The 22867-nt window shown below is 73.9% G+C and carries 17 protein-coding genes; 3 read left to right on the top strand and 14 right to left on the bottom strand.

Annotated features, from left to right (window positions below; all coding sequences use genetic code 11):
• Positions 1-508: 508 nt before the first annotated feature.
• Positions 509-1783, bottom strand: coding sequence for a tyrosine--tRNA ligase (gene tyrS, locus ACFP3R_RS07860; protein ID WP_380634225.1), 1275 nt, complete (start codon positions 1781-1783; stop codon positions 509-511).
• 280 nt (positions 1784-2063) lie between these two features.
• On the opposite strand from tyrS, the gene ACFP3R_RS07855 reads away from it, so the two are divergent.
• A complete protein-coding gene (locus ACFP3R_RS07855; protein ID WP_380634223.1) occupies positions 2064-2585 on the top strand; it encodes an EF-hand domain-containing protein in 522 nt (173 codons plus the stop codon).
• Positions 2586-2660: 75 nt separating this feature from the next.
• Here the strand turns inward: ACFP3R_RS07855 and ACFP3R_RS07850 are convergent, their stop codons facing one another.
• The 13 genes from ACFP3R_RS07850 to pheS all read right to left on the bottom strand — a co-directional run bounded on the left by ACFP3R_RS07850 (position 2661) and on the right by pheS (position 17864).
• Positions 2661-3281: a DNA-3-methyladenine glycosylase gene (locus ACFP3R_RS07850; RefSeq protein ID WP_380634222.1), complete on the bottom strand. Its 621-nt coding sequence runs from the start codon at positions 3279-3281 to the stop codon at positions 2661-2663.
• Entirely contained in the window at positions 3265-4608 is a 1344-nt protein-coding gene (argH, locus tag ACFP3R_RS07845; RefSeq protein WP_380634253.1) for an argininosuccinate lyase, read from the bottom strand. Before argH ends, ACFP3R_RS07850 begins: the two co-directional genes overlap by 17 nt.
• Positions 4609-4927: 319 nt before the next feature.
• A complete protein-coding gene (locus tag ACFP3R_RS07840; protein ID WP_380634219.1) occupies positions 4928-5425 on the bottom strand; it encodes an arginine repressor in 498 nt (165 codons plus the stop codon).
• Complete coding sequence (gene argF, locus ACFP3R_RS07835) at positions 5422-6348, bottom strand: ornithine carbamoyltransferase (RefSeq protein WP_380634217.1); 927 nt, start codon at positions 6346-6348, stop codon at positions 5422-5424. Before argF ends, ACFP3R_RS07840 begins: the two co-directional genes overlap by 4 nt.
• A 1-nt stretch (position 6349) precedes the next feature.
• Positions 6350-7516, bottom strand: a complete 1167-nt coding sequence (locus tag ACFP3R_RS07830; protein WP_380634214.1) for an acetylornithine transaminase — start codon at positions 7514-7516, stop codon at positions 6350-6352.
• Entirely contained in the window at positions 7513-8388 is an 876-nt protein-coding gene (gene argB / locus ACFP3R_RS07825; RefSeq protein ID WP_380634213.1) for an acetylglutamate kinase, read from the bottom strand. Before argB ends, ACFP3R_RS07830 begins: the two co-directional genes overlap by 4 nt.
• Positions 8385-9557, bottom strand: a complete 1173-nt coding sequence (gene argJ, locus ACFP3R_RS07820; RefSeq protein WP_380634211.1) for a bifunctional glutamate N-acetyltransferase/amino-acid acetyltransferase ArgJ — start codon at positions 9555-9557, stop codon at positions 8385-8387. Before argJ ends, argB begins: the two co-directional genes overlap by 4 nt.
• Complete coding sequence (gene argC / locus ACFP3R_RS07815) at positions 9554-10567, bottom strand: N-acetyl-gamma-glutamyl-phosphate reductase (RefSeq protein ID WP_380634210.1); 1014 nt, start codon at positions 10565-10567, stop codon at positions 9554-9556. The genes argJ and argC overlap by 4 nt, the downstream gene beginning before the upstream one ends.
• A gap of 74 nt (positions 10568-10641) precedes the next feature.
• Positions 10642-11802 (bottom strand): cytochrome P450, encoded by a 1161-nt coding sequence (locus ACFP3R_RS07810; RefSeq protein ID WP_380634208.1) that lies wholly within the window; start codon positions 11800-11802, stop codon positions 10642-10644.
• A gap of 139 nt (positions 11803-11941) precedes the next feature.
• Positions 11942-13363: a Si-specific NAD(P)(+) transhydrogenase gene (gene sthA / locus ACFP3R_RS07805; protein WP_380634206.1), complete on the bottom strand. Its 1422-nt coding sequence runs from the start codon at positions 13361-13363 to the stop codon at positions 11942-11944.
• Positions 13364-13483: 120 nt separating this feature from the next.
• On the bottom strand, positions 13484-13981 hold the full coding sequence (locus ACFP3R_RS07800; RefSeq protein WP_380634204.1) for a hypothetical protein: 498 nt from the start codon (positions 13979-13981) through the stop codon (positions 13484-13486).
• Between the two features lie 329 nt (positions 13982-14310).
• On the bottom strand, positions 14311-16788 hold the full coding sequence (gene pheT / locus ACFP3R_RS07795) for a phenylalanine--tRNA ligase subunit beta (RefSeq protein WP_380634251.1): 2478 nt from the start codon (positions 16786-16788) through the stop codon (positions 14311-14313).
• 2 nt (positions 16789-16790) lie between these two features.
• Positions 16791-17864 (bottom strand): phenylalanine--tRNA ligase subunit alpha, encoded by a 1074-nt coding sequence (gene pheS / locus ACFP3R_RS07790; RefSeq protein WP_380634202.1) that lies wholly within the window; start codon positions 17862-17864, stop codon positions 16791-16793.
• A 317-nt stretch (positions 17865-18181) separates the two neighbouring features.
• Between pheS and ACFP3R_RS07785 the strand changes: the two genes are divergently transcribed.
• Together ACFP3R_RS07785 and ACFP3R_RS07780 are read left to right on the top strand one after the other, a co-directional pair.
• Positions 18182-19936, top strand: coding sequence for an HSP90 family protein (locus tag ACFP3R_RS07785; RefSeq protein ID WP_380634200.1), 1755 nt, complete (start codon positions 18182-18184; stop codon positions 19934-19936).
• Positions 19933-22728 carry a hypothetical protein gene (locus tag ACFP3R_RS07780; RefSeq protein WP_380634199.1) on the top strand — a complete coding sequence of 932 codons (2796 nt, stop codon included), beginning with the start codon at positions 19933-19935 and terminating at the stop codon, positions 22726-22728. Before ACFP3R_RS07785 ends, ACFP3R_RS07780 begins: the two co-directional genes overlap by 4 nt.
• The last annotated feature ends 139 nt before the right edge of the window (positions 22729-22867 follow it).

Here is a 22867-nt window from a genome sequence, read left to right as displayed (position 1 = left end):
TCAAAGGAATCCTCTTGACGAGGATCATAAATTTACTGGCTATTCGGCACGCTGTTGAGTTCTCAAAGAACACGCGCACATCGTCGCGCACCGCTTCACGCGGCTCGCTCGGAGGCTTGTGATTCATTCAAAGCTTGTGTGAAACCAGACGCCCTGGTCGCAAGACCCTTCAGGGCCGCAACTGGGTCTTCCGCTTCGAGGTCACCCACTCTACCACACTCGGCGGGAGCTTGGTTCGTGACCTGCCGCACTCCGTTCCGGCTTCCCGGCCCGTTCCGCGCTGACATGGAGAAAGTTACACGCAGGGGAAGGCAGGGTCAAATCGGGGGCGCAGCACCGCTCCACGGACCGAAACCGCAGGTCAGCAGCCCGTGCAGCACTGCACCCCACGCTATCGGACCCCCTTCCCGCGCAACAATGTGACCGCGATCACACCAGAAGATGACGACGGCCGCCGGTCCTCGGGGGACCGGCGGCCGTCGACGAGCCTCTTGCGCAGGTCAGCGCGTCAGGAGCGCACCCGCACCCCGGCGGTGTTGCGCTTGCCCCGCCGGACCACCAGCCACTCGCCGTGCAGCAGGTCCTCCGGGGTGGGACGCCACTCCTCGTCGGTGACCTTCACGTTGTTCACGTACGCGCCGCCCTCCTTGACGGTGCGCCGCGCCGCGCCCTTGCTGTCCACGAGCCCGGAGGTGACCAGCAGGTCGACGACGGTCGGCTCCTCGGCCGGGCGCACCTCGCCGGTGGGCACCTCGGCCATCGCGGCGGCCAGCGTCGAGGCGTCCAGCTCGCGCAGCTCGCCCCGGCCGAACAGGGCCTGGCTCGCCGCGATCACCTGGCGCGTCTCGTGCTCGCCGTGCACCAGGTTGGTGAACTCCTCGGCCAGCTTCTTCTGCGCGGCCCGCAGGTGCGGGGCCTCGGTGGTCTGCCGTTCCAGCTCGGCGATCTCCTCCCGGGTCAGGAAGGTGAACATCCGCAGGTACCGGACCACGTCGGCGTCGCCCACGTTGACGAAGTACTGGTACCAGGCGTACGGCGAGGTCATCGCGGGGTCGAGCCACACGTTGCCGCCGCCGGTGGACTTGCCGAACTTGCGGCCCTCGGCGTCGGTGACCAGGGGCGCGGTCAGGGCGTGCACCGAGCGGCCCTCGACCTTGCGGATCAGGTCGACGCCGCCGACCAGGTTGCCCCACTGGTCGGAGCCGCCCACCTGGAGCCGGGTGCCGTACTCGCGGTGGAGCCGCAGGTAGTCGTGGGACTGGAGGAGCAGGTAGCTGAACTCGGTGTAGGACATGCCGTCGCCGTCGAGCCGGCGCTTGACCGTCTCGCGCGCGAGCATGACGTTGACCGAGAAGTGCTTGCCGACGTCCCGGAGGAACTCCAGCACCGGCATGTCGCCGGTCCAGTCGAGGTTGTTGACGACGACCGCGCCGGTCGGGCCGTCGTCGAACTCGACGAACCGCTCCAGCTGGCCCCGGATGCGGCCGACCCAGTCCTTGACCGTGTCCTCGGAGTTGAGGGTGCGCTCGCCGACGTCGCGCGGGTCGCCGATCATGCCGGTGGCGCCGCCCGCGAGGACGATCGGCCGGTGCCCGGCGCGCTGGAAGCGGCGCAGCATGAGCAGCGGGACGAGGTTGCCGGCGTGGAGGCTGGGCGCGGACGGGTCGAAGCCCGCATAGAGGGTGAGCGGGCCGGAGGCCAGGTCCTCCCGGAGTGCGTCGAGGTCGGTGGACTGCGCGATCAGGCCGCGCCAGGACAGCTCGTCGAGGATGTGCTCGCTCACGGGGGCCATTGTCCCGCACCTGCTCAGGCCGGCGAACGAGGGCCTGCGGACGGTGGGTGGGGCGGCCGGGTGGGACGACCAGGGTGGTCGGGCGGCAGGCGGTGGGCCGAGCAGTACGGCGGGCGGTCCGGCGGTCGATCAACGCCCCCCGGCACGGCCCGCTCCCCCGCTCCCCCGGCCTGGCACTACCGACCGTCACGGCGGCGTTCACTCGCACGCACACAGGTTTGCCCCGGCTGGTCAATTGTCCTTCCCGGCTTCCCCGACCAAGTTGGCTTGCGTGGCCAGCGACTTGCAGCGGAAGAAGACCTCCATCGTGTTCACCGCGATGGACGTGAACGGCGACGGTTTCCTGGAGCGCGCGGACTTCGAGGCGCTGACCGACCGGTGGGCGGCCGTCCGGGACGGGGACGGGGCGGACCGGTTGCGCGAGATCATGATGAGCTGGTGGGACGCGCTGCACGCGGCGTCCGACGAGAACCGCGACCAGAGGCTCACGCTGGAGGAGGTGCTCGCCGCGGTCGACAACCTGGGCACCATGCTGGACTTCGTGGTGGCCACCGCCGAGTCGATGTTCGAGGCGGTGGACCAGGACGGCGACGGGCGGGTGTCGGCGGCGGAGTACGCCCGCCTGATCCACGCGTGGACGGGGAACGACGCGCCGACCGACGTCGGGTTCGCCCGCCTCGACCTGGACGGCGACGGGTGGATCTCGAAGTCCGAGTTCGTCAGCCACTGGGTGGAGTTCTGGGCCGGGGACGACGAGGACGCGCCCGGCACCTACGTGTTCGGCGAGCTCTGACGGTCGTCCTCCCGCCCCGGACCGGAGCCGGACCGGACCGGCGCCGGGGCGGGAGGACCCGGTCAGAGGACCCGGTCAGCGGGTGCTGCGGGTGCCGCGGCGGTAGGAGCTGACCGCGGGCGAGTCCACCCAGAAGCGCCACGGCACGTCCACCGCGACGGCCACGCCCACGCGCGGCCCGGTGCGGATCTCGTCGGGGTCCACGGGGTCGCCCGCCAGCAGCCGCACGGACGAGTCGGCCGCGGTCAGGTCGAGCCCGTTGTCCTCGCGGGTCAGGCCGAGCACGCCGGTCAGCCGGGCCGGGCCCTTGGCCAGCTCCGCGTCGCTGCGCGCGGCCGGGCGGCGGGCCCGTGCGAGCCCGACGCCGGTGACCACCTCGCCCGCGCGCAGCAGCACCGCGCCGGGCACCCCGTCGGTGAGCGACACGACGTTGGCGCAGAAGTGCATCCCGTAGACGAAGTACACGTAGAGCCGCCCCGCGGGCCCGAACATGACGTCGTTGCGAAGGGTCCGGCCGCGGTAGCAGTGGGAGGCCGGGTCGTCGCCGCCCCGGTACGCCTCCACCTCCACGATCCGCACGCCCACCACGCCGTCGGGCCCGGTGGCCTCGACGACGCAGCCGAGCAGGAGCCGGGCGGCGTCGACCGGGTCGACGGCCAGCTCCGCCTCGGTGAGCCGCCTAGGCGCGCCGGGCAACGGACACCCGGTCCCGCAGCCGCTTGAGCTGCTCGGCGACGCGGTCGGGGGCGGTGCCGCCGTGGGCGTCGCGGGAGGCGATGGAGCCCTCCACGGTCAGCACGTCGCGCACCTCGGGCGTGAGCGCGGGCGAGATCGCGGCGAACTCCTCGTCGGTGAGCTCGTCCAGGCCGACGCCCCGGGTCTCGGCGGCGCGGACGCACTCGCCCGCGGCCTCGTGGGCGACCCGGAACGGCACGCCCTGCCGCACCAGCCACTCGGCGATGTCGGTGGCCAGGGTGAACCCGGCGGGCGCCAGCTCGGCCAGGCGGTCGGTGTCGAACCGCATCGTGGCGATCATGCCGGTCAGGGCCGGGAGCAGCAGCTCCAGCTGCTCGACCGAGTCGAACAGGGGCTCCTTGTCCTCCTGGAGGTCCCGGTTGTAGGCCAGCGGCTGGGCCTTCAGCGTCGCCAGCAGGCCGGTGAGGTTGCCGATCAGCCGGCCGGACTTGCCGCGGGTCAGCTCGGCCACGTCGGGGTTCTTCTTCTGCGGCATGATCGAGCTGCCGGTGGCCCAGGCGTCGTCGAGCACCGCGAAGCGGAACTCCGCGGTGGTCCAGATGATCACCTCCTCGGCGATCCGGGACAGGTCCACGCCGATCATGGCCAGCACGAACGCCATCTCGGCGGCGAAGTCGCGGGACGCGGTGCCGTCGATCGAGTTCTCCACCGGGCCGTCGAAGCCCAGCTCCGCGGCGACCTTGCCCGGGTCCAGGCCCAGCGACGAGCCGGCCAGCGCGCCGGAGCCGTAGGGCGACACGGCGGCCCGCTTGTCCCAGTCGCGGAGCCGGTCGACGTCGCGCAGCAGGGCCTGGCCGTGGGCCAGCAGGTGGTGCGCGAGCAGCACGGGCTGCGCGGACTGGAGGTGCGTGCGGCCGGGCATGACCGCGGTCGGGTGGTCGGCGGCCTGGCCGGCCAGCGCGTCCACCACGTCCAGCACGCCGTCGGCGACGCGGTGGGCGGCGTCGCGCAGCCACATCCGGAACAGCGTCGCCACCTGGTCGTTGCGGGAGCGGCCGGCGCGCAGCTTGCCGCCCAGCTCGGGCCCGGCCCGGTCGATCAGGCCGCGTTCGAGCGCGGTGTGCACGTCCTCGTCGGCCAGTTCGGGGGTGAACGCGCCGGAGGCGACGTCGGTCTCCAGGGCGTCGAGCGCGGCCAGCATCCGCGTCAGCTCGTCCGCGGTCAGCAGGCCGGCGTCGTGCAGGACGCGGGCGTGCGCGCGGGAGCCCCTGATGTCGTAGGGGGCGAGTCGCCAGTCGAAGTGCGTGGACAGCGACAGCCGCGCCATCGCCTCCGCCGGTCCACCGGCGAACCGCCCGCCCCACAAAGAACTCACTTGGTCAAATCCTCTTCGCTGCGATCTTGCTCGGTAGGCCCTATGTGGGGGCCCTCGGTCGGCCCGGGTACCGCCCTCGTCGGGTGGTGGGGGCCAGTCGTACCACGACCGGCCGGGACGCGGCGCCGGCGGCACCCGACCGGGCGCGGGCGGTGGTGGCGCGCCGGACCGGGCTGTCCCGGGTCTGGGCCGCCCCGCCCCGGTCCGCCCCGGTCCGCCCCGGTCTGGGCTGGGCCGCTCCCCCCGTCTGGTCCGCCCCGGACCGGTCCGCTCAGCCCTGGTCGTCGTCCGGCTGCTCCCCCGCGGCCAGCGCGGTCACGCGGGCCGCCAGGTCCGCCCCGGTGAGCGGTTCCCTCGCCACGGCGAGGATGGTGTCGTCGCCGGCGATGGTGCCGACGATGTCGTGCAGCGCCGCCCGGTCCAGCGCGCTGGCCAGGAACTGGGCCGCGCCGGGTGGCGTGCGCAGGACGGCGAGGTTGCCGGAGTGGTCCACCGACACCAGCAGCTCGCCGAGCACCCGCACCAGGCGGGTGGTGCCGCCCTGCACGCCGCGCACCGGGCTGCCGTCCTCGGGGATGACGTAGACGGGCGCGCCGCCGTCGGGACCGCGCAGCTTCACCGCGCCGAGCTCGTCCAGGTCGCGCGACAGCGTGGCCTGGGTGACCTCGATGCCCTCCACGGCCAGCGTCTTCGCCAGTTCGGACTGGCTGCGGACGGCGCGCTGGGAGATCAGCTCGACGATGCGGGCCTGCCGCGCGGTCCGGGTCACCGCGAGCGCTCCAGCAACCACACCAGCAGGGCCTTCTGGGCGTGCAGGCGGTTCTCGGCCTCGTCCCAGACCGCGCTGTCCGGGCCGTCGAGCACCTCGTCGGTGATCTCCCAGCCGCGGTGCGCGGGCAGGCAGTGCAGCACGGTCGTGCGCACGCCGGTGGACGCCACCAGCTCCCGGTTGACCTGGTAGGGCCGGAACGGGCCGACGCGGTCGCGGCCGTCGTTCTCCTGGCCCATCGACGTCCAGGTGTCGGTGACCAGCACGTCCGCGCCGTCCACGGCCGCGCGCGGGTCGACCACCACCGACACGCTGCCGCCGGTCTCCGCGGCGCGCTTCGCGGCGGCCTCCAGCGCCCACGGCTGCGGGACGAAGTGCTCGGGGGCGGCGATGCGGACGTTCATGCCCGCGGTGGTCCCGCCGAGCAGGATCGAGTTCGCCATGTTGTTCGCGCCGTCGCCCAGGTAGGTGACGGTGAGGCCGGCGAGGCCGCCGTGCCGCAGCCGGATCGTCTGGAGGTCGGCCAGCACCTGGCACGGGTGGAACTCGTCGGTCAGCGCGTTGATCACCGGCACGCGGGACACCGAGGCCATCGCCTCCATGCGCTTCTGGGCGAAGGTCCGCCACACCACCGCGTCCACGTAGCCGGACAGGATGCGGGAGGTGTCCTCTATGGTCTCCTCCCGGCCCAGCTGCATGGACCGGCCGTCGATGATCACCGGGTGGCCGCCGAGCTGGGTGATGCCCACCTCGAACGACAGCCTGGTGCGGGTGGAGTTCTTCTCGAAGATCACCGCCACCGACTTGGGCCCGGCCAGCGGCTTGGCGCCCAGCCGGTCGGCCTTGAACGTGTCGGCCAGGTCCAGGACCTCGGCCTGCTCGGCGGGGGTGAGGTCGTCGTCGCGCAGGAAGTGCCGGACCACGTCAGGACTCCAGCCAGGTCGGGAGCCCGTCGACCACGCGGTGCGCGTCGGCCTCGTCGAGCACCAGGGGCGGGGCCAGCCGGAGGACGTCCGGCTGGATGGGGTTGATCAAGAAGCCGGCCCGCTGCGCGGCCGCCGCGGCCTTCGCCGAGACCGCCTCGCGCAGCGTGATCCCGAGCAGCAGGCCGGCGCCCCGCACACCGGAGATGAGCGGGTGGTTCAGGTGCTCGACGCCCGTCGCGATCTCCTTGCCGACCGCGGCGGCGTGCTCCAGCAGGCCGTCGGCGGCGATCGTGTCGAGCACGGCGAGCGCGGCGGCGCAGCACACCGGGTTGCCGCCGAAGGTGGTGCCGTGCTGGCCGGGCGCGAACAGGTCCTTGGCCGGGCCGACCGCGATGCACGCGCCCAGCGGCAGGCCGCCGCCCAGGCCCTTGGCCAGGGTGATCACGTCGGGCACGATCCCGGCCTGGTGGAAGGCGAACCAGGTGCCCAGCCTGCCGACACCGGTCTGCACCTCGTCGAGCACCAGCAGGGCGCCGTGCTCGGCGGTGATCCGCCGCGCCGCCTCCAGGTAGCCCTCGGGGGGCACGACCACGCCGTTCTCGCCCTGGATGGGCTCGACCACGAACGCGGCGGTCTCGTCGTCGATCGCGGCCTCCAGGGCGGCCACGTCGCCGAACGGGATGTGCGCGACGCCCGGCACCAGCGGCTCGAACGGCTCCCGCTTGGCGGGTTGGCCGGTCAGCGCCAGCGCGCCCATGGTGCGGCCGTGGAACCCGCCCTCGGTGGCGACGACCCTGGTGCGGCCGGTGCGGCGGCTGAGCTTGAACGCGGCCTCGTTGGCCTCGGCGCCGGAGTTGCAGAACAGCACCCGGCCGTCGCCGGCCACGCCGGCCAGGTCGAGCAGGCGCTCGGCGAGCGCCAGCGCGGGCTCGTTGATGTAGAGGTTGGAGGTGTGGCCGATCCTGGCGATCTGCGCGGTCACCGCGGCGACGACGGCCGGGTGGGCGTGGCCGAGGGCGTTGACCGCGATGCCGGTGAGCAGGTCGAGGTAGCGGTTGCCGTCGGCGTCCCAGACGTGCGCGCCCTCGCCGCGGACGAGCGCGAGCCCGGGTGTGCCGTAGTTGTCCATCATCGCGGCCCGCCACCGCTGCTGGTGCTCGCTCATGCCTCGTCCCCCAGGACCGTCGTTCCGACACCTTCGGAGGTGAAGACCTCCAGCAACACCGAGTGGGCCTGCCGCCCGTCGATCACGTGCGCCTCGGGCACGCCGCCGCGCACCGCGCGCAGGCACGCCTCCATCTTCGGCACCATCCCGCTGTCCAGGTCCGGCAGCATCTCCTCCAGCCGCCGGGCGTGGACCCGGCGCAGCAGGGAGCCCCGGTCCGGCCAGTCCGCGTAGAGGCCCTCCACGTCGGTGAGGACCACCAGCTTCTCGGCCTTCAGCGCGACCGCCACCGCGCCCGCCGCGGTGTCGGCGTTGACGTTGTGCACCACGCCGTCCGCGTCCGGGGCGACGGAGGAGATCACCGGGACGCGGCCCGCCCGGACGAGGTCGAGCACCACGTCCGGGTTGACCCCGACGATGTCGCCGACCAGGCCGATGTCGACCGGCTCGCCGTCCACGACGGCCGGCCGGCGGGCCGCGGTGAGCAGGCGGGCGTCCTCGCCGGACAGGCCCACCGCGTACGGGCCGTGCTCGTTGACCAGGCCGACCAGCTCGCGCTGCACCTGGCCGACCAGGACCATGCGGACCACGTCCATGGCCTCGGGCGTGGTGACGCGCAGGCCGCCGCGGAACTCGCTCCCGATGCCCAGCCTCGCGAGCATGGCCGCGATCTGCGGCCCGCCGCCGTGCACGACGACCGGGTGCAGGCCGGCGAGCTTGAGGAACACCACGTCCTGCGCGAACGCGCGCTTCAGCCCGTCGTCGACCATGGCGTTGCCACCGTACTTGACGACCACGACCGCGCCCCGGAAGCGCTGCAACCAGGGCAGCGCCTCGATGAGGACCTCCGCTTTGGCCCGGGGGTCGGTCATGAGCTGTACGCGCTGTTCTCTTCGACGTAGCCGTGGGACAGGTCGGTGGTGAGCACGGTCGCCGCGCCGTCGCCGAGGTTGAGTTCGATGAGGATCTCGACGTCGCGGCCGGACAGGTCGGCCTCGCTCCGGTCGGCGGCCTTGTGGCCGTCGGCGAACAGGGTGGCGCCGTTCATGGTGATCCCCAGTTTGTGCTGGTCGACGGTTGCCCGCGAGCGGCCGACGGCCATCGCGACGCGACCCCAGTTGGGGTCGGAGCCGAACAGCGCGGTCTTGACCAGGTTGTCCTCGGCGACGGTCTTGGCGACCTCGACCGCCTCGGCCTCGGTGAGCGCGCCGGTGACGGTGATCGAGACCTGCTTGGTCATGCCCTCGGCGTCGCCCTGGAGCTGCTTGACCAGGTCGTGCGCGACGGCTTCGAGGACGCCCGCGAACTCCTCGGGGTCCGGGGTGGCGCCCGAGGCGCCGGAGGCCAGCAGCAGGACGGTGTCGTTGGTGGACGTGCCGCCGTCCACGTCGAGCCGGTCGTAGGTGCGGGCGGTGACCCGCCGCAGGGCCGCGTCCAGCGCGTCGCCGTCCAGCACCGCGTCGGTGGTGATGACGCTGAGCATGGTGGCCATGTTCGGCGACAGCATCCCGGCGCCCTTGACGAAGCCGCCGACGGACCAGCCGTCCGGGTGCTCCCGCCACGACTGCTTGGGGCGGGTGTCGGTGGTCATCACGGCGGTGGCGGCGTCCAGTCCGGCCCGGTCGGTGTCGGCCAGCTCCTGGGCGGCCTTCTCCACGCCCGCCCTGAGGGAGTCCATGGGCAGGCGCTCGCCGATCAGGCCGGTGGAGCAGACGGCGACCTCGACCGCGCCGACGCCGAGCACCTCCGCGACCTTCTCGGCGGTGGCGTGGGTGTCCTGGAAGCCCTCGGGACCGGTGCACGCGTTCGCGCCGCCGGAGTTGAGCACCACGGCGTGCAGCCGGCGCTCCCGGAGCACCTGCCGCGACCACAGCACGGGCGCGGCCTTGACCTGGTTGGTGGTGAACACGCCGGCCGCGGCCTGGCCGGGTCCGGTGTTGACGACCAGCGCGAGGTCGAGCGCGCCGGAGTCCTTGATGCCGGCCGCGACGCCGGCGGCTCGGAAGCCCTTCGGGCCGGTGACGCCTCTGTTGCGGTTCACGGAGCTACTCCCACGGTGGACAGGCCGGTGGTCTCCGGCAGGCCGAGCGCCAGGTTCATGCACTGCACCGCCGCGCCCGCGGTGCCCTTCGCCAGGTTGTCGATCGCCGCGACCACCACGAGCCGGTTCAGGTCGCGGTCGACGGTGACCTGGAGCTGGACGGCGTTGGAGCCGAGCACCGCGCCCGTGGTGGGCCAGTGGCCCTCGGGCAGCAGGTGCACGAACGGCTCGTCCGCGTAGGCCCGCTCGTAGGCGGCGCGGACGTCCTCGCCGGAGGTGAGGGTGGCCGAGCAGGTGGCCAGGATGCCGCGGGGCAGCGGGGCCAGGACTGGGGTGAAGGAGACCCTGACCTCGCGGCCCGCGACCGCGGAGAGGTTCTGGGTGATCTCCGGGGTGTGCCGGTGGGCGCCGCCGACGCCGTAGGCGCTCAGCGAGCCCATCACCTCCGAGCCGAGCAGGCCGGGCTTGAGCGACTTGCCCGCGCCGGAGGTGCCGGAGACGGCGACCACGGTGACCTCGGGCTCGACCAGGCCCATCGCGGGGGCGAGGGCCAGGGAGGAGACGGTCGGGTAGCAGCCGGGGACGGCGACGCGCCGGGCGCCGCGGAGCTCGTCGCGCCGGCCGGGCAGCTCGGGCAGGCCGTAGGGCCAGCTGCCCGCGTGCTCGCCGCCGTACCAGCGCTCCCAGGCGGCCGGGTCGGTGAGCCGGTGGTCGGCCCCGCAGTCGACGACCAGCACGTCGTCGCCGAGCCGCGCGGCGAGCTCGGCCGAGTGGCCGTGCGGGAGCGCCAGGAAGACGACGTCGTGGCCGGCCAGCTCGGCGGCCGTGGTCTCGGTCAGCACCCGGTCGGCCAGGGGCAGGAGGTGGGGTTGGTGGGCCAGCAGGCGGGTACCCGCGTTCCCACCGGCGGTCAGCGCGCCGATCTCCACCTCGGGGTGGCCCAGCAGGAGCCGCAGGACTTCGCCCCCGGCGTAGCCACTGGCCCCGGCTACCGCGATCCGCAACGTCATGCGGATAAGTATGCACGCTAGTGCATCGTCACTCAAACATGTATTCGCCCCGACATGGGTCCGTCACGGGCCCGTCACCACGCCACGAGCAGTTCCTCCAGCCCGTAGACGACCTGCTCGTCCCGGAAGCGCAGCTCGGGCGACACCACGCGCAGCCCCGGGAACCTGGTCAGCAGCGCCGTGAACGCGACGCGCATCTCCATCCGCGCCAGGGGCGCGCCCAGGCAGTGGTGCACGCCGTGCCCGAACGCCACGTGGCTGCCCGCCTCGCGCGCCAGGTCCAGTTCGTCCGGGTCGGCCACCAGGTCCGGGTCGCGGTTGGCCGCGGGCAGCGAGCAGACCACGAGGTCGCCCGGTTCCAGGACCCGGCCGCCCAGCTCGACCTCGGCGGTGACCACCCGCGGCACCCCGGTGTGCACGACGGTCAGCCAGCGCAGCAGCTCCTCCACCGCGGTCTCCGGCGCGGCCAGCAGCGCCGCCCGCCGGTCGGGGTGCGCCAGCAGCACCGCCATGCCGAGGGAGAGCATGTTCGCCGTGGTCTCGTGACCCGCCAGCAGCAGCAGGTCGACCAGGCCGACCACCTCCTCCTCGCGCAGGTCCGAGCGGACCAGCGCGCCGAGCAGGTCGTCCCCCGGCGCGGACCTCGCCCGGTCGGCCAGCTCGGCCAGGTAGGCGCGGGACTCCAGCGCGATGGCCAGTCGCCGCTCGGGCGGCAGGGAGATGTCGAAGAAGCGGGTGTAGCGGTCCTGGAAGGCGTCCCGGTCGGCGTAGGGCACCCCCAGCAGCTCGCAGATCACCAGCGACGGGACCGGCAGCGCGAAGCCCGCCACCACGTCGGCGGGCGACCCGGCGCGCTCCAGCGCGTCGAGCCGGTCGCGCACCACCTCGTGGACCCACGGCTCCAGCGCCCGCATCCGGCGTCCGGTGAACTCGCCGGCCACCAGCCGGCGCAGCCGGGTGTGCTCGGGCGGGTCGAACGCCAGCGGGTTGCCCGGCCGCACCAGGGCCAGCTCCTCCTCGGACAGCGCGGGCGCGCCCGGCACGACGTGGTGGGCCGAGTTGCCGAACCGGCGCGGGTCGCCGAGCACCGCGCGCACGTCCGCGAGCCGGGTGACCAGCCACACCCGGTCGCCCTGCGGCAGGTCCACCAGCCGGACGCCCCCGTCCCGCAGCGCCGAGAGTTCCGGCACGGGGTCGAACCCGGCTCGTCGCATGTGCAGGGGCGGTGTCGGCATGGCGGCCTCCCGGGGGTCCTGGGGAGGACGGTAGCCGGCCGCGGGGGTGACGCGGCAGCGTCGCCCAGGTGAGATCCGGGCGGCCCCGTGCTACTCGCGGTGAACGCGCGGGCGCGCCCGGCGCGCCCGGCCCGCGCGCCTAGGCGCCGGTCCCGCCGAACCGCTGGAGCGCGCGGATCTTGTTCGTCGCGTCCAGCGCGGCCACCTTGTACGCCTCCGACAGCGTCGGGTAGTTGAAGACGGTGTCCACCAGGTAGTCCACCGTGCCGCCGCACGCCATCACCGCCTGCCCGATGTGCACCAGGTCGGTCGCCCCGGTGCCGAACAGGTGCACGCCGAGCAGCTTGCGGTCCACAGTGGACACCAACAGCTTGAGCATCCCGTAGGCGTCGCCCACGATCGAACCCCGCGCCAGCTCCCGGTACCGGGCCAGCCCCACCTCGTACGGCACCGCCGACGAGGTCAGCTCGGCCTCCGTCGCGCCGCAGTAGGAGATCTCCGGGATGGTGTAGATCCCGATCGGCTGGAGCCCGGTCAGCTCGCGGGCCTCCTCGCCGAACGCGTGGTAGGCCGCGAGCCGGCCCTGGTCCATCGACGTGGCGGCCAGCGCCGGGAAGCCGATCACGTCGCCCACCGCGTAGATGTGCTCGACGGGCGTGCGGTAGTGCTCGTCGACCTGGAGCCGGCCGCGCCGGTCGGCCTCCAGGCCCGCCTTGGCCAGGTCCAGCGCCTCGGTGTTGCCCTGCCGGCCCGCGGAGTACATCACCGCGGCCGCCGGGATGCGCTTGCCGCTGGCCAGCGTCGTCACCGTGCCGGTCTCGGACACGTCGACGGTGACGACCTTCTCCCCGAACCGGAAGGTCACCGCCTGGTCGCGCAGGTGGAACTTCAGCGACTCGACGATCTCCGGGTCGCAGAAGTCGAGCATCCGCTCCCGCTGCTCGACCACGGTCACCCTGGTGCCGAGCGCGGCGAACATCGACGCGTACTCGATGCCGATCACCCCCGCGCCGACCACCACCAACGACGACGGGATCTCCTCCAGCGACAGCACCTCGTCGGAGTCGAGCACCCGGACCTCGTCGAAGTCCACCTGGTCCGGGCGCGCGGGCCGGGTACCGACCGCGACCACGACCTTGTCCGCGGTCACCACGTGGTGCTCACCGCGGTGCGCGCCCTCGATCGCGACCGAGTGCGGGTCGACGAACCGGGCCGTGCCGGTGAGCAGGTCGACCTGGTTGCGGTGCAGCTGCGCGCGCACGACCTGGACCTCGCGGCCGATCACGTGCCTGGTGCGGGCCAGCAGGTCGGAGATCGTGATGTCCTGCTTGACCCGGTAGCTGGCGCCGTACAGCTCGCGCTGGCTCATGCCGGTCAGGTACATGACGGCTTCACGCAGGGTCTTGGACGGGATGGTGCCGGTGTTCAGGCACACGCCGCCCACCATGTCGTCCCGGTCCACGATCGCGACCTTCTTGCCCAGCTTCGCGCCCGCGATGGCGGCCTTCTGCCCACCCGGGCCGGACCCGATGACGAGCAGGTCGTAGTCGTACGCGCTCATGCCCCGAAGCCTCGCACACGAACGGGCGAGCGCGGCGGCGCGGGCGGTCGACCCGCCGGGTTGCGTGCGCTCACCAGGGCCGGGGAGGAGCCGGTGCCGGCCGTCCGGGCCGTCACCCGGTCAGCCCCGGGCGGCGCGACCCGAGTAGGTCAGCGGGAAGACCAGGTCGGTGCACGCGTCCGGCACGTCGTGCGCGATCTGCACGACCATCTCCACGTCGACCGACCCGGCGGGCGGGATGAGCACCGGCTCGGGCATCGGCACCACGGTCAGCACCCCGGACGGGCAGCCCGGCACCCGGTTCTGCGCCTCGTCCAGCGGCTGCCCCGGCTCGGCCTCCAGGCTCAGCACCACGATGTCGACGGTGTTGGGGTTGGACAGCCGCACCAGCCGCGCGCCCTCGCCACCCGGCGTCAGCTCCACCGCCGCGCCCGAGACGTCGTCGATGCCGAACGACTCCAGGCCCGCCACCCCGGCCTCGGCGTTGCTCACCGAGTACGCCATCGCGGGCAGGTCGGGTTCCGGCCAGGTCAGGTGCATGGCGGCGACGACGGCCGCCCCGACCCCGAGGATCGTCGAGGCGACGGCGATCTCCATCCGCGGACCCAAACTGCGCATGAGGCAACCTCACTAGGATTGCTGCTCCAGGCGGTGGGTTCGCCGCTAGCTCCCCGTCGGACCGGCGACCAGACTCGCCCGGCGGTTCATCGCTTCGCCCCTCGGCCCAGCGGGCCGCGGAACCAATCTTGGAGAACGTTCAACATCCGCGCAAGGACCAAGCCGGCCCGGAAATAGGGGTCTTTGGACCTCTTGACACGTCACTTGACGTAGTCTGAACTGCACTTTCTCCCCCTGCCGGTCCCACCGGAGTTCACCCGGCCGGACCAGACCCGGAGCCGCGACGGAGCAGCCCGGAGCCGCACCAGTGCGGCTCCGGGGCCCTCGCGTCAGCCTCTCAGCACCGCGCCGAAGCGCTCGGCCGCCGCGGCCACGGCCGCGTCGCGCGCCGCCGTCGCCTCGTCCACGGTCAGCGTGCGGTCCGGGGCGCGGAAGCGCAAGGAGTACGCCAGCGACCGCTTGCCCTCGCCCACCTGACCGCCGGTGTAGACGTCGAACAGCCGGATGTCCTCCAGCAGCTCGCCGCCGCCCGTGCGCAGCACCCGCTCCACCCGCGCGGCGGGCACCTCCGCGCCGACCACCACGGCCACGTCCAGCAGCACCGGCGGGTAGGCCGACACGACCGGCGCGGGCCGGTGGTCGGACAGCGGCAGCGCGTCCAGGTCCAGCTCGAAGGCCGAGGTCCGCTTCGGCAGGCCCAGCGCCTCCACCACCTTCGGGTGAAGTTCGCCGGCGTGGCCCACCGGCCAGTCGCCGACCCGCAGCTCGGCGCACCGGCCCGGGTGCCACGGCGCCAGGTCGGAGGCGACGACGCTCAGCTCCACCCCGTACGCCTGGCCGACCAGCCGCGCGGCCTGCACCGCGTCCGCCCAGTCGGCCGGCCGGCCCTTGCCCCACCAGCCCGGCTGCTCGCGGTGGCCCGCCAGCACGGCCGCCACGTGCACCGGCTGGTGCGGCAGCGCCGCCCGGAGCGAGGCCAGCTCCGCCTCCGAGGGCCGCGCGCCCACCTCGACCACCGGCACCGGCACCGGCTGCGCGCGCGGCAGCGTCACCTGCGCCACCGCGTAGACCGCGAGGTCCCGCTGACCGCGGGCCAGGTTCCGCTGCACGGTCTCCAGCAGCCCCGGGACCAGCGTGGTGGCCAGCGCGTGCTTCTCCGCCTCCAGCGGGTTGAGCACGCTCACCGTCGTCCGCCGCACGTCGCCCGCCGGCAGGCCCAGCGCGTCGAAGATCGCGGGCGAGAGGAACGGGAACGGCTTGACCTCGACGAAGCCCTGCTCGGCCAGCGCGCGCGCGACCGTGCGGCGGCGGCGCTGCTGCTCGGTCAGGCCGCGACCGGCCGGCGCGGGCGGCAGCACCGACGGGATCGTGTCGTAGCCCTCCAGCCGCAGCACCTCCTCGACCAGGTCGGCGGGCTGGGTGAGGTCCGCGCGCCAGGTCGGCGGCACCGCGGTGACCATGGTCGCGCCGTCGTCCCCGGTGCCGACCTCGACCTGGCAGCCGATCTGGCCCAGCCGCCGCGCGGTCACGCCGCGCGCGTAGTCCACCCCGGCGACCCGGTCGGGCAGGTTGATCGGCATCGACACCGGCGCCGGCTGCGCGACCCCGCCCACGTCCGTGCGGCCGGGCCGGATGCCGCCCTCGCCGAACATGTCCAGCAGCCGGGCGGCGCGCTCCAGCGCCACCGGCGCCAGCGCCGGGTCCACGGTGCGCTCGAACCGCTTGGCCGCCTCGCTGGGCAGCTTGTGGCGGCGCACCGTGCGGGCGATGGAGGCCGGGTCCCAGTTCGCCGCCTCCAGCAGGATGTCCGAGCTGTCGGGCTGGACCTCGGTGCTCGCCCCGCCCATGACGCCGGCCAGCGAGATCACGCCGCTGTCGTCGGCGATCACGATGTCGTCCGGGTCCAGCTCGCGGACCTGCTCGTCCAGCGTGGTCAGCTTCTCGCCGGGCCGCGCGCGCCGCACCACCAGGCCGCCCCGCACGGCGGAGCCGTCGAACGCGTGCAGCGGCTGCCCCAGCTCCAGCATCACGTAGTTGGTGATGTCGACCGGCAGCGAGATCGAGCGGATGCCCGCGAGCATCAGCCTGCGGCGCATCCACCAGGGGGTGGGCGCGGTCGGGTCGACGCCGGTCACCCGGCGCGCGGTGAAGCGCGGGCACGCGGCGGCGTCCTCGACCGAGACGGCGATCTCCTCGCCCTCGGCCTCGGGGATCTCGGCCAGGCCGGGGTCGCGGAACGGCACGTCGAACGCGCACGCCAGCTCGCGGGCCAGGCCGCGCACGGAGAACGCGTAGCCGCGGTCCGGGGTGGGGGCGACCTCGATGACGGTGTCGCCCAGGCCCAGCAGCTCGACCGCGTCGTCACCGGGCTGCGCGGTGCCGCTGGGCAGCACCATGATGCCGAGGTGGTCGTCGCCCAGGCCCAGCTCGCGGGCCGAGCAGATCATGCCCTCGCTCGTCCGGCCGTAGGTCTTGCGGGCGGCGATGGCGAAGTCCCCGGGCAGCACCGCGCCCGGCAGGGCCACCACGACCGTGTCACCCTCGCGGAAGTTCGACGCGCCGCAGACGATGCCGTTGACCTGGTCCGGGCCGACCTCCACCCGGCAGTAGCGGATCGGCTTCTTGAACTCGGCGAGCTCCTCGATGTCGACCACGCGGCCCGCGACCAGCGGGCCGGTCACGCCGTTGAGCTCGTGGACGTCCTCGACCTCCAGGCCGATCCGCACGAAGGCGTCGGCGAGCTGCCCCGGCGTCGGGGGCTCGGCGAACTCCAGGTTCTCGACCAGCCAGGTGACCGGGATGCGCACCGTCATGCCTCCGTTCCGAAGGGCTGGGTGAAGCGGACGTCGCCCTCGACCATGTCGCGCATGTCGGGCAGGCCGTTGCGGAACTGGAGGGTGCGTTCCAGGCCCATGCCGAACGCGAAGCCGGAGTAGGTGTCCGGGTCGATGCCGCAGTTGCGCAGCACGTTCGGGTTGACCATGCCGCAGCCGCCCCACTCGACCCAGCCCGCGCCGCCCTTCTTCTCCGGGAACCACACGTCCACCTCGGCGGACGGCTCGGTGAAGGGGAAGAAGCTCGGGCGCAGCCGGGTGCGGGAGTCCTCGCCGAACATGGCGCGGGCGAACGCGTCGAGCGTGCCCTTGAGGTGCGCCATGGTCAGCCCCCGGTCCACGGCCAGGCCCTCGACCTGGTGGAACACCGGGGTGTGGGTGGCGTCCAGCTCGTCGGTCCGGAACGTCCGACCCGGGCAGACCACGTAGACGGGCAGCCCGCGGTCCGGGTCCAGCATGCTGCGCGCCTGGACCGGGCTGGTGTGCGTGCGCAGGACCAGGCCGGAGTCGGCGGGGGCCACGTAGAAGGTGTCCTGCATGGTCCGGGCGGGGTGGTCCTTGCCGAAGTTCAACGCGTCGAAGTTGAACCACTCGGCCTCGACCTCGGGGCCCTCGGCGACCTCCCAGCCCATGGCCACGAAGACGTCCGAGATGCGCTCGGCCAGCGTGCTCATGGGGTGGCGCGCGCCGCGCGGGACGCGGTCCCACGGCAGGGTGACGTCCACCGCCTCCTCGCGGAGGACGCGCTCGTCGCGCTCCACCTGGAGTTCGGCGCGGCGCTCGTCGAACGCCTGCTTGACCTCTTGCTGGGCCTGGTTGACCCGCTTGCCCGCGTCGGCCTTCGCCGCGGGCGGCAGCGCGCCGATCTCGCGGCGCGCCAGCAGCACCGGCGAGCGGTCGCCCAGGTGGCTCGGCTTCACGGCGGCGAGCTCGTCGAGGTCGGCCGCCTTGGCGAACGCCTCCCGAGCCTGCTCGACCGCCGTGCCGAGCGCTTCCGGGGAGAGCGCCGCGACCTGCTTCGGGTCGTAGGGGTCGTTGGCTCCGGACATGGTTGGTGGACAGCTCCCGTCACGGACAACAGGTGGTTAGCGGGTCGATCCTAGGTGATCGGGCGCCACCGCCCGTCACCGCCGCCCGGTCGGGTCGCGGCGGGACGAGGAGGTCCCGCCCGCGCGCCCCCGGCGACCGCGTCGCCCGCGATCCCGGATCGCAACCGGACCGAGCCGGAACTGTCGGTGCGCCGTGGCAGTCTGATCACCGCGCGCAGGACACCGGCGAGCGATCAGCACAAAACCGGGTCACCAGCCGCCAGACCGACCCTAGAATCGTTCGTCCCACGTACCTGACCCGAGGTGAACTCCACTCCATGGCCCACACCTTCGGTGTCGACCTGCGCGGGATCATCGACCTGCTCAGCCACCACCTCTACAGCAGCCCGCGCGTCTACGCCCGCGAGCTGCTCCAGAACGCGGTGGACGCCATCACCGCCCGCCGCGCGCTCCAGCCGGACGCGCCCGGCGAGGTGGTGATCGAGCCGATCGAGTCCGCCGGCGGCACCCTCCGCATCTCCGACACCGGCATCGGCCTGACCGAGCGCGAAGTGCACGACCTGCTCTCCACGCTGGGCCGCACGTCGAAGCGCGACGACCTGGGTTTCGCCCGCCAGGGCTTCCTGGGCCAGTTCGGCGTCGGGCTGCTGTCCGCGTTCCTGGTCGCCGAGCGCGTCAGCCTCACCAGCCGGTCGGCGCGCGGCGGGCCCGCGGTGCGCTGGACCGCGGACGCGACGGGCAGCTACGACGTGGAGGTCGACGACTCGGCGCGCGCCGAGGTCGGCACCACCATCGAACTCGTGCCGCACCGCGACGCCGAGCACTGGCTGGAGAAGGACGTGGTGCGCGCCCTGGTCACCGAGTACGGCGAGCTGCTGCCGGTGACCGTGCGGATCGACCACGAGGTCGTCACGCTCGGCGAGCTGCCCTGGCTCGACGACGCCGCGGCCTACGGCGAGCGCGTGCTGGGCGTGGCGCCGTTCGACGCGATCCCGGTCGAGGTGCCCGCGGTCGGCCTGCGCGGCGTCGCCTACGTGCTGCCGCGCGGCGTGCACCCCGGCGCGCGGCAGTCCCACCGCGTCTACCTCAAGCGGATGCTCGTCGGCGACGCCATCGAGGGCCTGCTGCCGGAGTGGGCGTACTTCGTGCGCTGCGTGGTCGACTCGACGTCGCTGCGCCCCACGGCCAGCCGCGAGTCGCTCTACCAGGACGAGACGCTGCTCGCGGTGCGCGAGGAGCTGGGCCGCCAGGTCCGGGACTGGCTGGTCCGGCTGGACGCGACCAGCCCCGAGCGCACCCGGGCCCTGCTCGACGCGCACCACCTGGGCATCAAGTCCCTGGCCAGGGTGGACGACGACATGCTGCGGCTGGTCGAGCGGTGGCTGCCGTTCGAGACCACCGACGGGCCCCAGTCGCTGCGCCAGTTCCGCCGCCGGCACGGCACGGTCGCCTACGTGCCGGACGTGGACGAGTTCCGGCAGCTCGCGCCGGTCGCGCACGCGCAGGGCATGGGCCTGGTCGACGCGGGCTACGCCTACGACGTGGAGATCCTGGAGCGGTTGGTCGCCCTGGACGGGCCGACCGCCGCCCGCCGGGTGGCGCCGGGCGAGGTGCTGGCCGCGCTCGACGACCCGGACCCGGAGCTGGACCGCGCCCTGCGGACCCGCCTCGACCAGGCCCGCGAGGTCCTGGAGCGGCACGACTGCGAGGCCGTGCCGCGCGACTTCGACCCGGGTTCGCTGCCGGCGCTGCTGGTCACCAACGTCGAGGCGGAGCGCAGGCGCGACGCCGAGCAGGCGGGCGAGGACGCCGACCCGCTGTGGGCGGAGCTGCTGGGCAGCCTGGCCGAGCCCTCCTCGGACGCCGCGCAGCGGCTGGTGCTCAACTGCCGCAACCCGCTGGTGCGGCGGCTGACGCAGCTCAACGACCCGGCGCTGGTGGAGCTGACCGTCGAATCGCTGTACGTGCACGCCCTGCTCCAGGCGCGCCGACCGATGCGCCCGAAGGACACCGCGGCGCTGAACCGCTCGTTCCTGGAACTGCTGGACCGCGCCGTGGGAGAAGACCGATGAGCCAGGACAAGGGCGCCGCCGAGCGGCAGTTCGTCGAGGCGTACCACATGCCCGAGGGGATGCCGAGGCACGAGGCGCTGGAGCGCGCGGCCCGCGCCGCCGACGCCGCGGACCACCTGCCGCTGGGGGTGAGCTGCCGGATCGCGCTGATCCGCTCCGCCTACGACCTCGGCCGCTACGACCTGATGCTGGCGCCGTTCGCGTGGTGCGGCACGGCGGAGCAGCGCGACCCGACCTCGTTCGACGAGTGGGAGCTGCACAGCTTCGACTGGGCGCACAAGTGGATCGTGTCCGGCCTGCTCGCCGACCCGAGGTTCACGCTGGCGCAGATCGGCTCGTTCGTCGACCAGCTCGCGTCCCGCTACCAGCGGCTCGGGTACTCGGCGCAGCCCGTGCACGGCGCCCGCGCCGAGCTGGCCTCGCACACCGGCGACGACGCGGCGTACCGGGAGCACTTCGCGCGCTACCTGGCGGCCGAGCGCGGCCCGATGAGCGACTGCGAGGCGTGCGTCGTCGAGGAGCAGGCCGGGCACCTGATCCGGCAGGGCCGCCTCGCCGAGGCGGTCGCGCACGCCGAGCACCAGCTGGACCGGGAGACCGGCTGCGCCACCCAGCCGCAGGGCATCCTGACCACGCTGACGCCCGCGTTCGTCGCGCTGGGCGACCTGGAGCGGGCCCGGCAGGCGCACGTGGTGGCGCACCGGCTGGTGCGCGACGACCTGGTGGGCGGCTACCTCGACGACCACCTGGTGTTCTGCGCGACCTCGGACAACGTGCGGCGGGGCGTGGACCTGCTGCGCGGCCACCTGCACCGGGTGCACCACTCGACCAGCCCGTCGCGGGCCATGCACTTCGCCGCCGGCGCGGCGCTGCTGCTGAGCCGGGTGCCGGGGGACGAGGAGTTCGCCGTGCCGGTGGACGGGCGCGCCGAGGTGCTGACCGCGCCCGAGCTGCGCGCGCTGCTGGAGGCGCGGGCGCTGGAGATCGCGGCCCGCTTCGACCGGCGCAACGGCTCCGACGCGGTGACCCGACGCGTCCGGGAGACCCTGGCCACGCCCGACACGGCGCCGGTGCCGCTGGTGGTGCCGGCCGCCTCGCGGACGCCCGTGCCCGCCCCGTCCGACGAGGAGCCGGTGGAGCTCGGCGACCCGGTGGAGCTGGCGCGGCGGATGTGCGACGCGTTCGACCGGGGCGAGTTCACCGCCGGGATGCGGCTGCTGCGCTCGCTGCCGCCGGACCTCGACCCGCTGCTGCCGGAGTCGCTGGGCGCGCTGGTGGCGGCCCGGCGGGCGATCGTCGGCGGCCACACCCTGCCCAGGGAGGAGGTGCTGGTCGAGCTGGACGCGGCGGTCGACCGGCTGGCCGCGTGCGGCGAGCACGACCTGGCCAACCGGTACCGGGCGCGGGGCGCCGTGCTGCGCGCCGAGGAGGGCGGCGTCGGGCTGGCGCGCACCTGCCTGGCCGAGGCGGACGCCACCGGCACCCCGTACACGCGGGTGCTGACCAGGCTGCTGCTGGCCGACCTGCTGGCCGAGGTCGACGAGGACGAGGAGCAGCCGGTCGAACTGGCGGTCGAGGCGCTGGAGCTGGCGCGGGCGCGGGTGCCGGAGCTGGTGTCCCGGGCGCGGTGCGACCGGGCGCAGCACCTGGCGGCCTCCGGCGAGCTGGACGAGGCGCAGGCCGAGGTGACCGCCGTGCTGGCCGAGGACCCGTCCTCGTCCGTGCGGTTCGACGCGCTGCGGCTGCTGCTGAAGATCCAGACCGTGCGGGGCGACGAGGCCGCGCTCGCGACGGGCACGCGGTTCGTGGAGGCGTTCGGCACGCCGCGCGGGCCGTGGACGGCCGAGGCGCACCGGCAGCGGGCGGCCTCGATCCAGCGGCTGGACCTGGAGGCCGAGCACCTGGTGGAGCTGCGCGACGCGGTCGCCGCGGGCCACGAGCTGGGCGTGCCGGACGACGTGGCCAAGGCGTGCTACGCGCTGGCCGGCGGCTACCTGAAGTCGGGCCGGTTCGTGGAGGCCGCGGAGGCGCTGGAGGAGGCGGTCCGCGCGATCGACACGGACGAGGTCGACCCGGACGTGGTCGTGCCCATCCGCTACCGCCTGGGCCAGGTGTGCGCGCGGCTGGACGAGACCGAGTCGGCGCGCCGCCACCTGGAGACCGCGCTGGGCCTGGTCCAGCCGGACGAGCCGGGCCGGCGGGCGATGGTGCTGGACCAGCTGGCCGGCGTGCTGCGGCGGCTGGACCGGGGCCCGGAGGCCGCCTCGGCCTACCAGGGCGCGGCGACCGCCTGGCAGGAGGTCGAGGAGTTCGCCGAGGCCGCGGGCTCGCTGGTCGAGGCGGCGGCCGCGCTGCCCGACGAGGAGGCGGGCGAGTGCGCCGCCACCCTCACCGCCGCCGAGGTCCTGCTGCCGCGGGTGGAGGACCCGGACCACCGCACCCACCTGACCGCGCGCATCGCCGCGATCCGGGCGTTCCTGCACAGCCAGGCGGGCGAGCACGCGGAGGCCGTCGAGCAGAACGGCGTGGCCGAGGAACTGGCGGCCCGCCTGGGCGACGCCGACTGGCAGGCGTTCCTGGTGGTGCGCGGCGCGCGCTTCCTCCTCCAGTCGGGCGACCCGGCCAACGCCGAGGCCGAGGCCCGCCGAGCGGGCACCCTCATCACCGACGACACCCCGCCCCAGATCCTCGGCGACGCGGCCGCGATCCTGGAGGAAGCCCTGCGCACCCAGTCCAAGCCCACCACCGCGGACCCCCTGCTCCGAGCCCTACACACCCGCCTGAACGCCTAACCCGCGCGGGGAAGGTGGGCCCGCACCCCACCCACCTCCCCGCAGCCCACACCCCAACCCGCGCGAGTCGTACGCCCAGACCGGTCGTGTCGTACGCCCAGACCCCGCGAGTCGTACGTTCAGACCCCGCGAGTCGTAC

This window comes from Saccharothrix lopnurensis (genome assembly GCF_042658445.1).
Classification (GTDB): Bacteria; Actinomycetota; Actinomycetes; order Mycobacteriales; family Pseudonocardiaceae; genus Actinosynnema; species Actinosynnema lopnurensis.
This window is presented reverse-complemented; position numbering and strand designations above follow the sequence as displayed.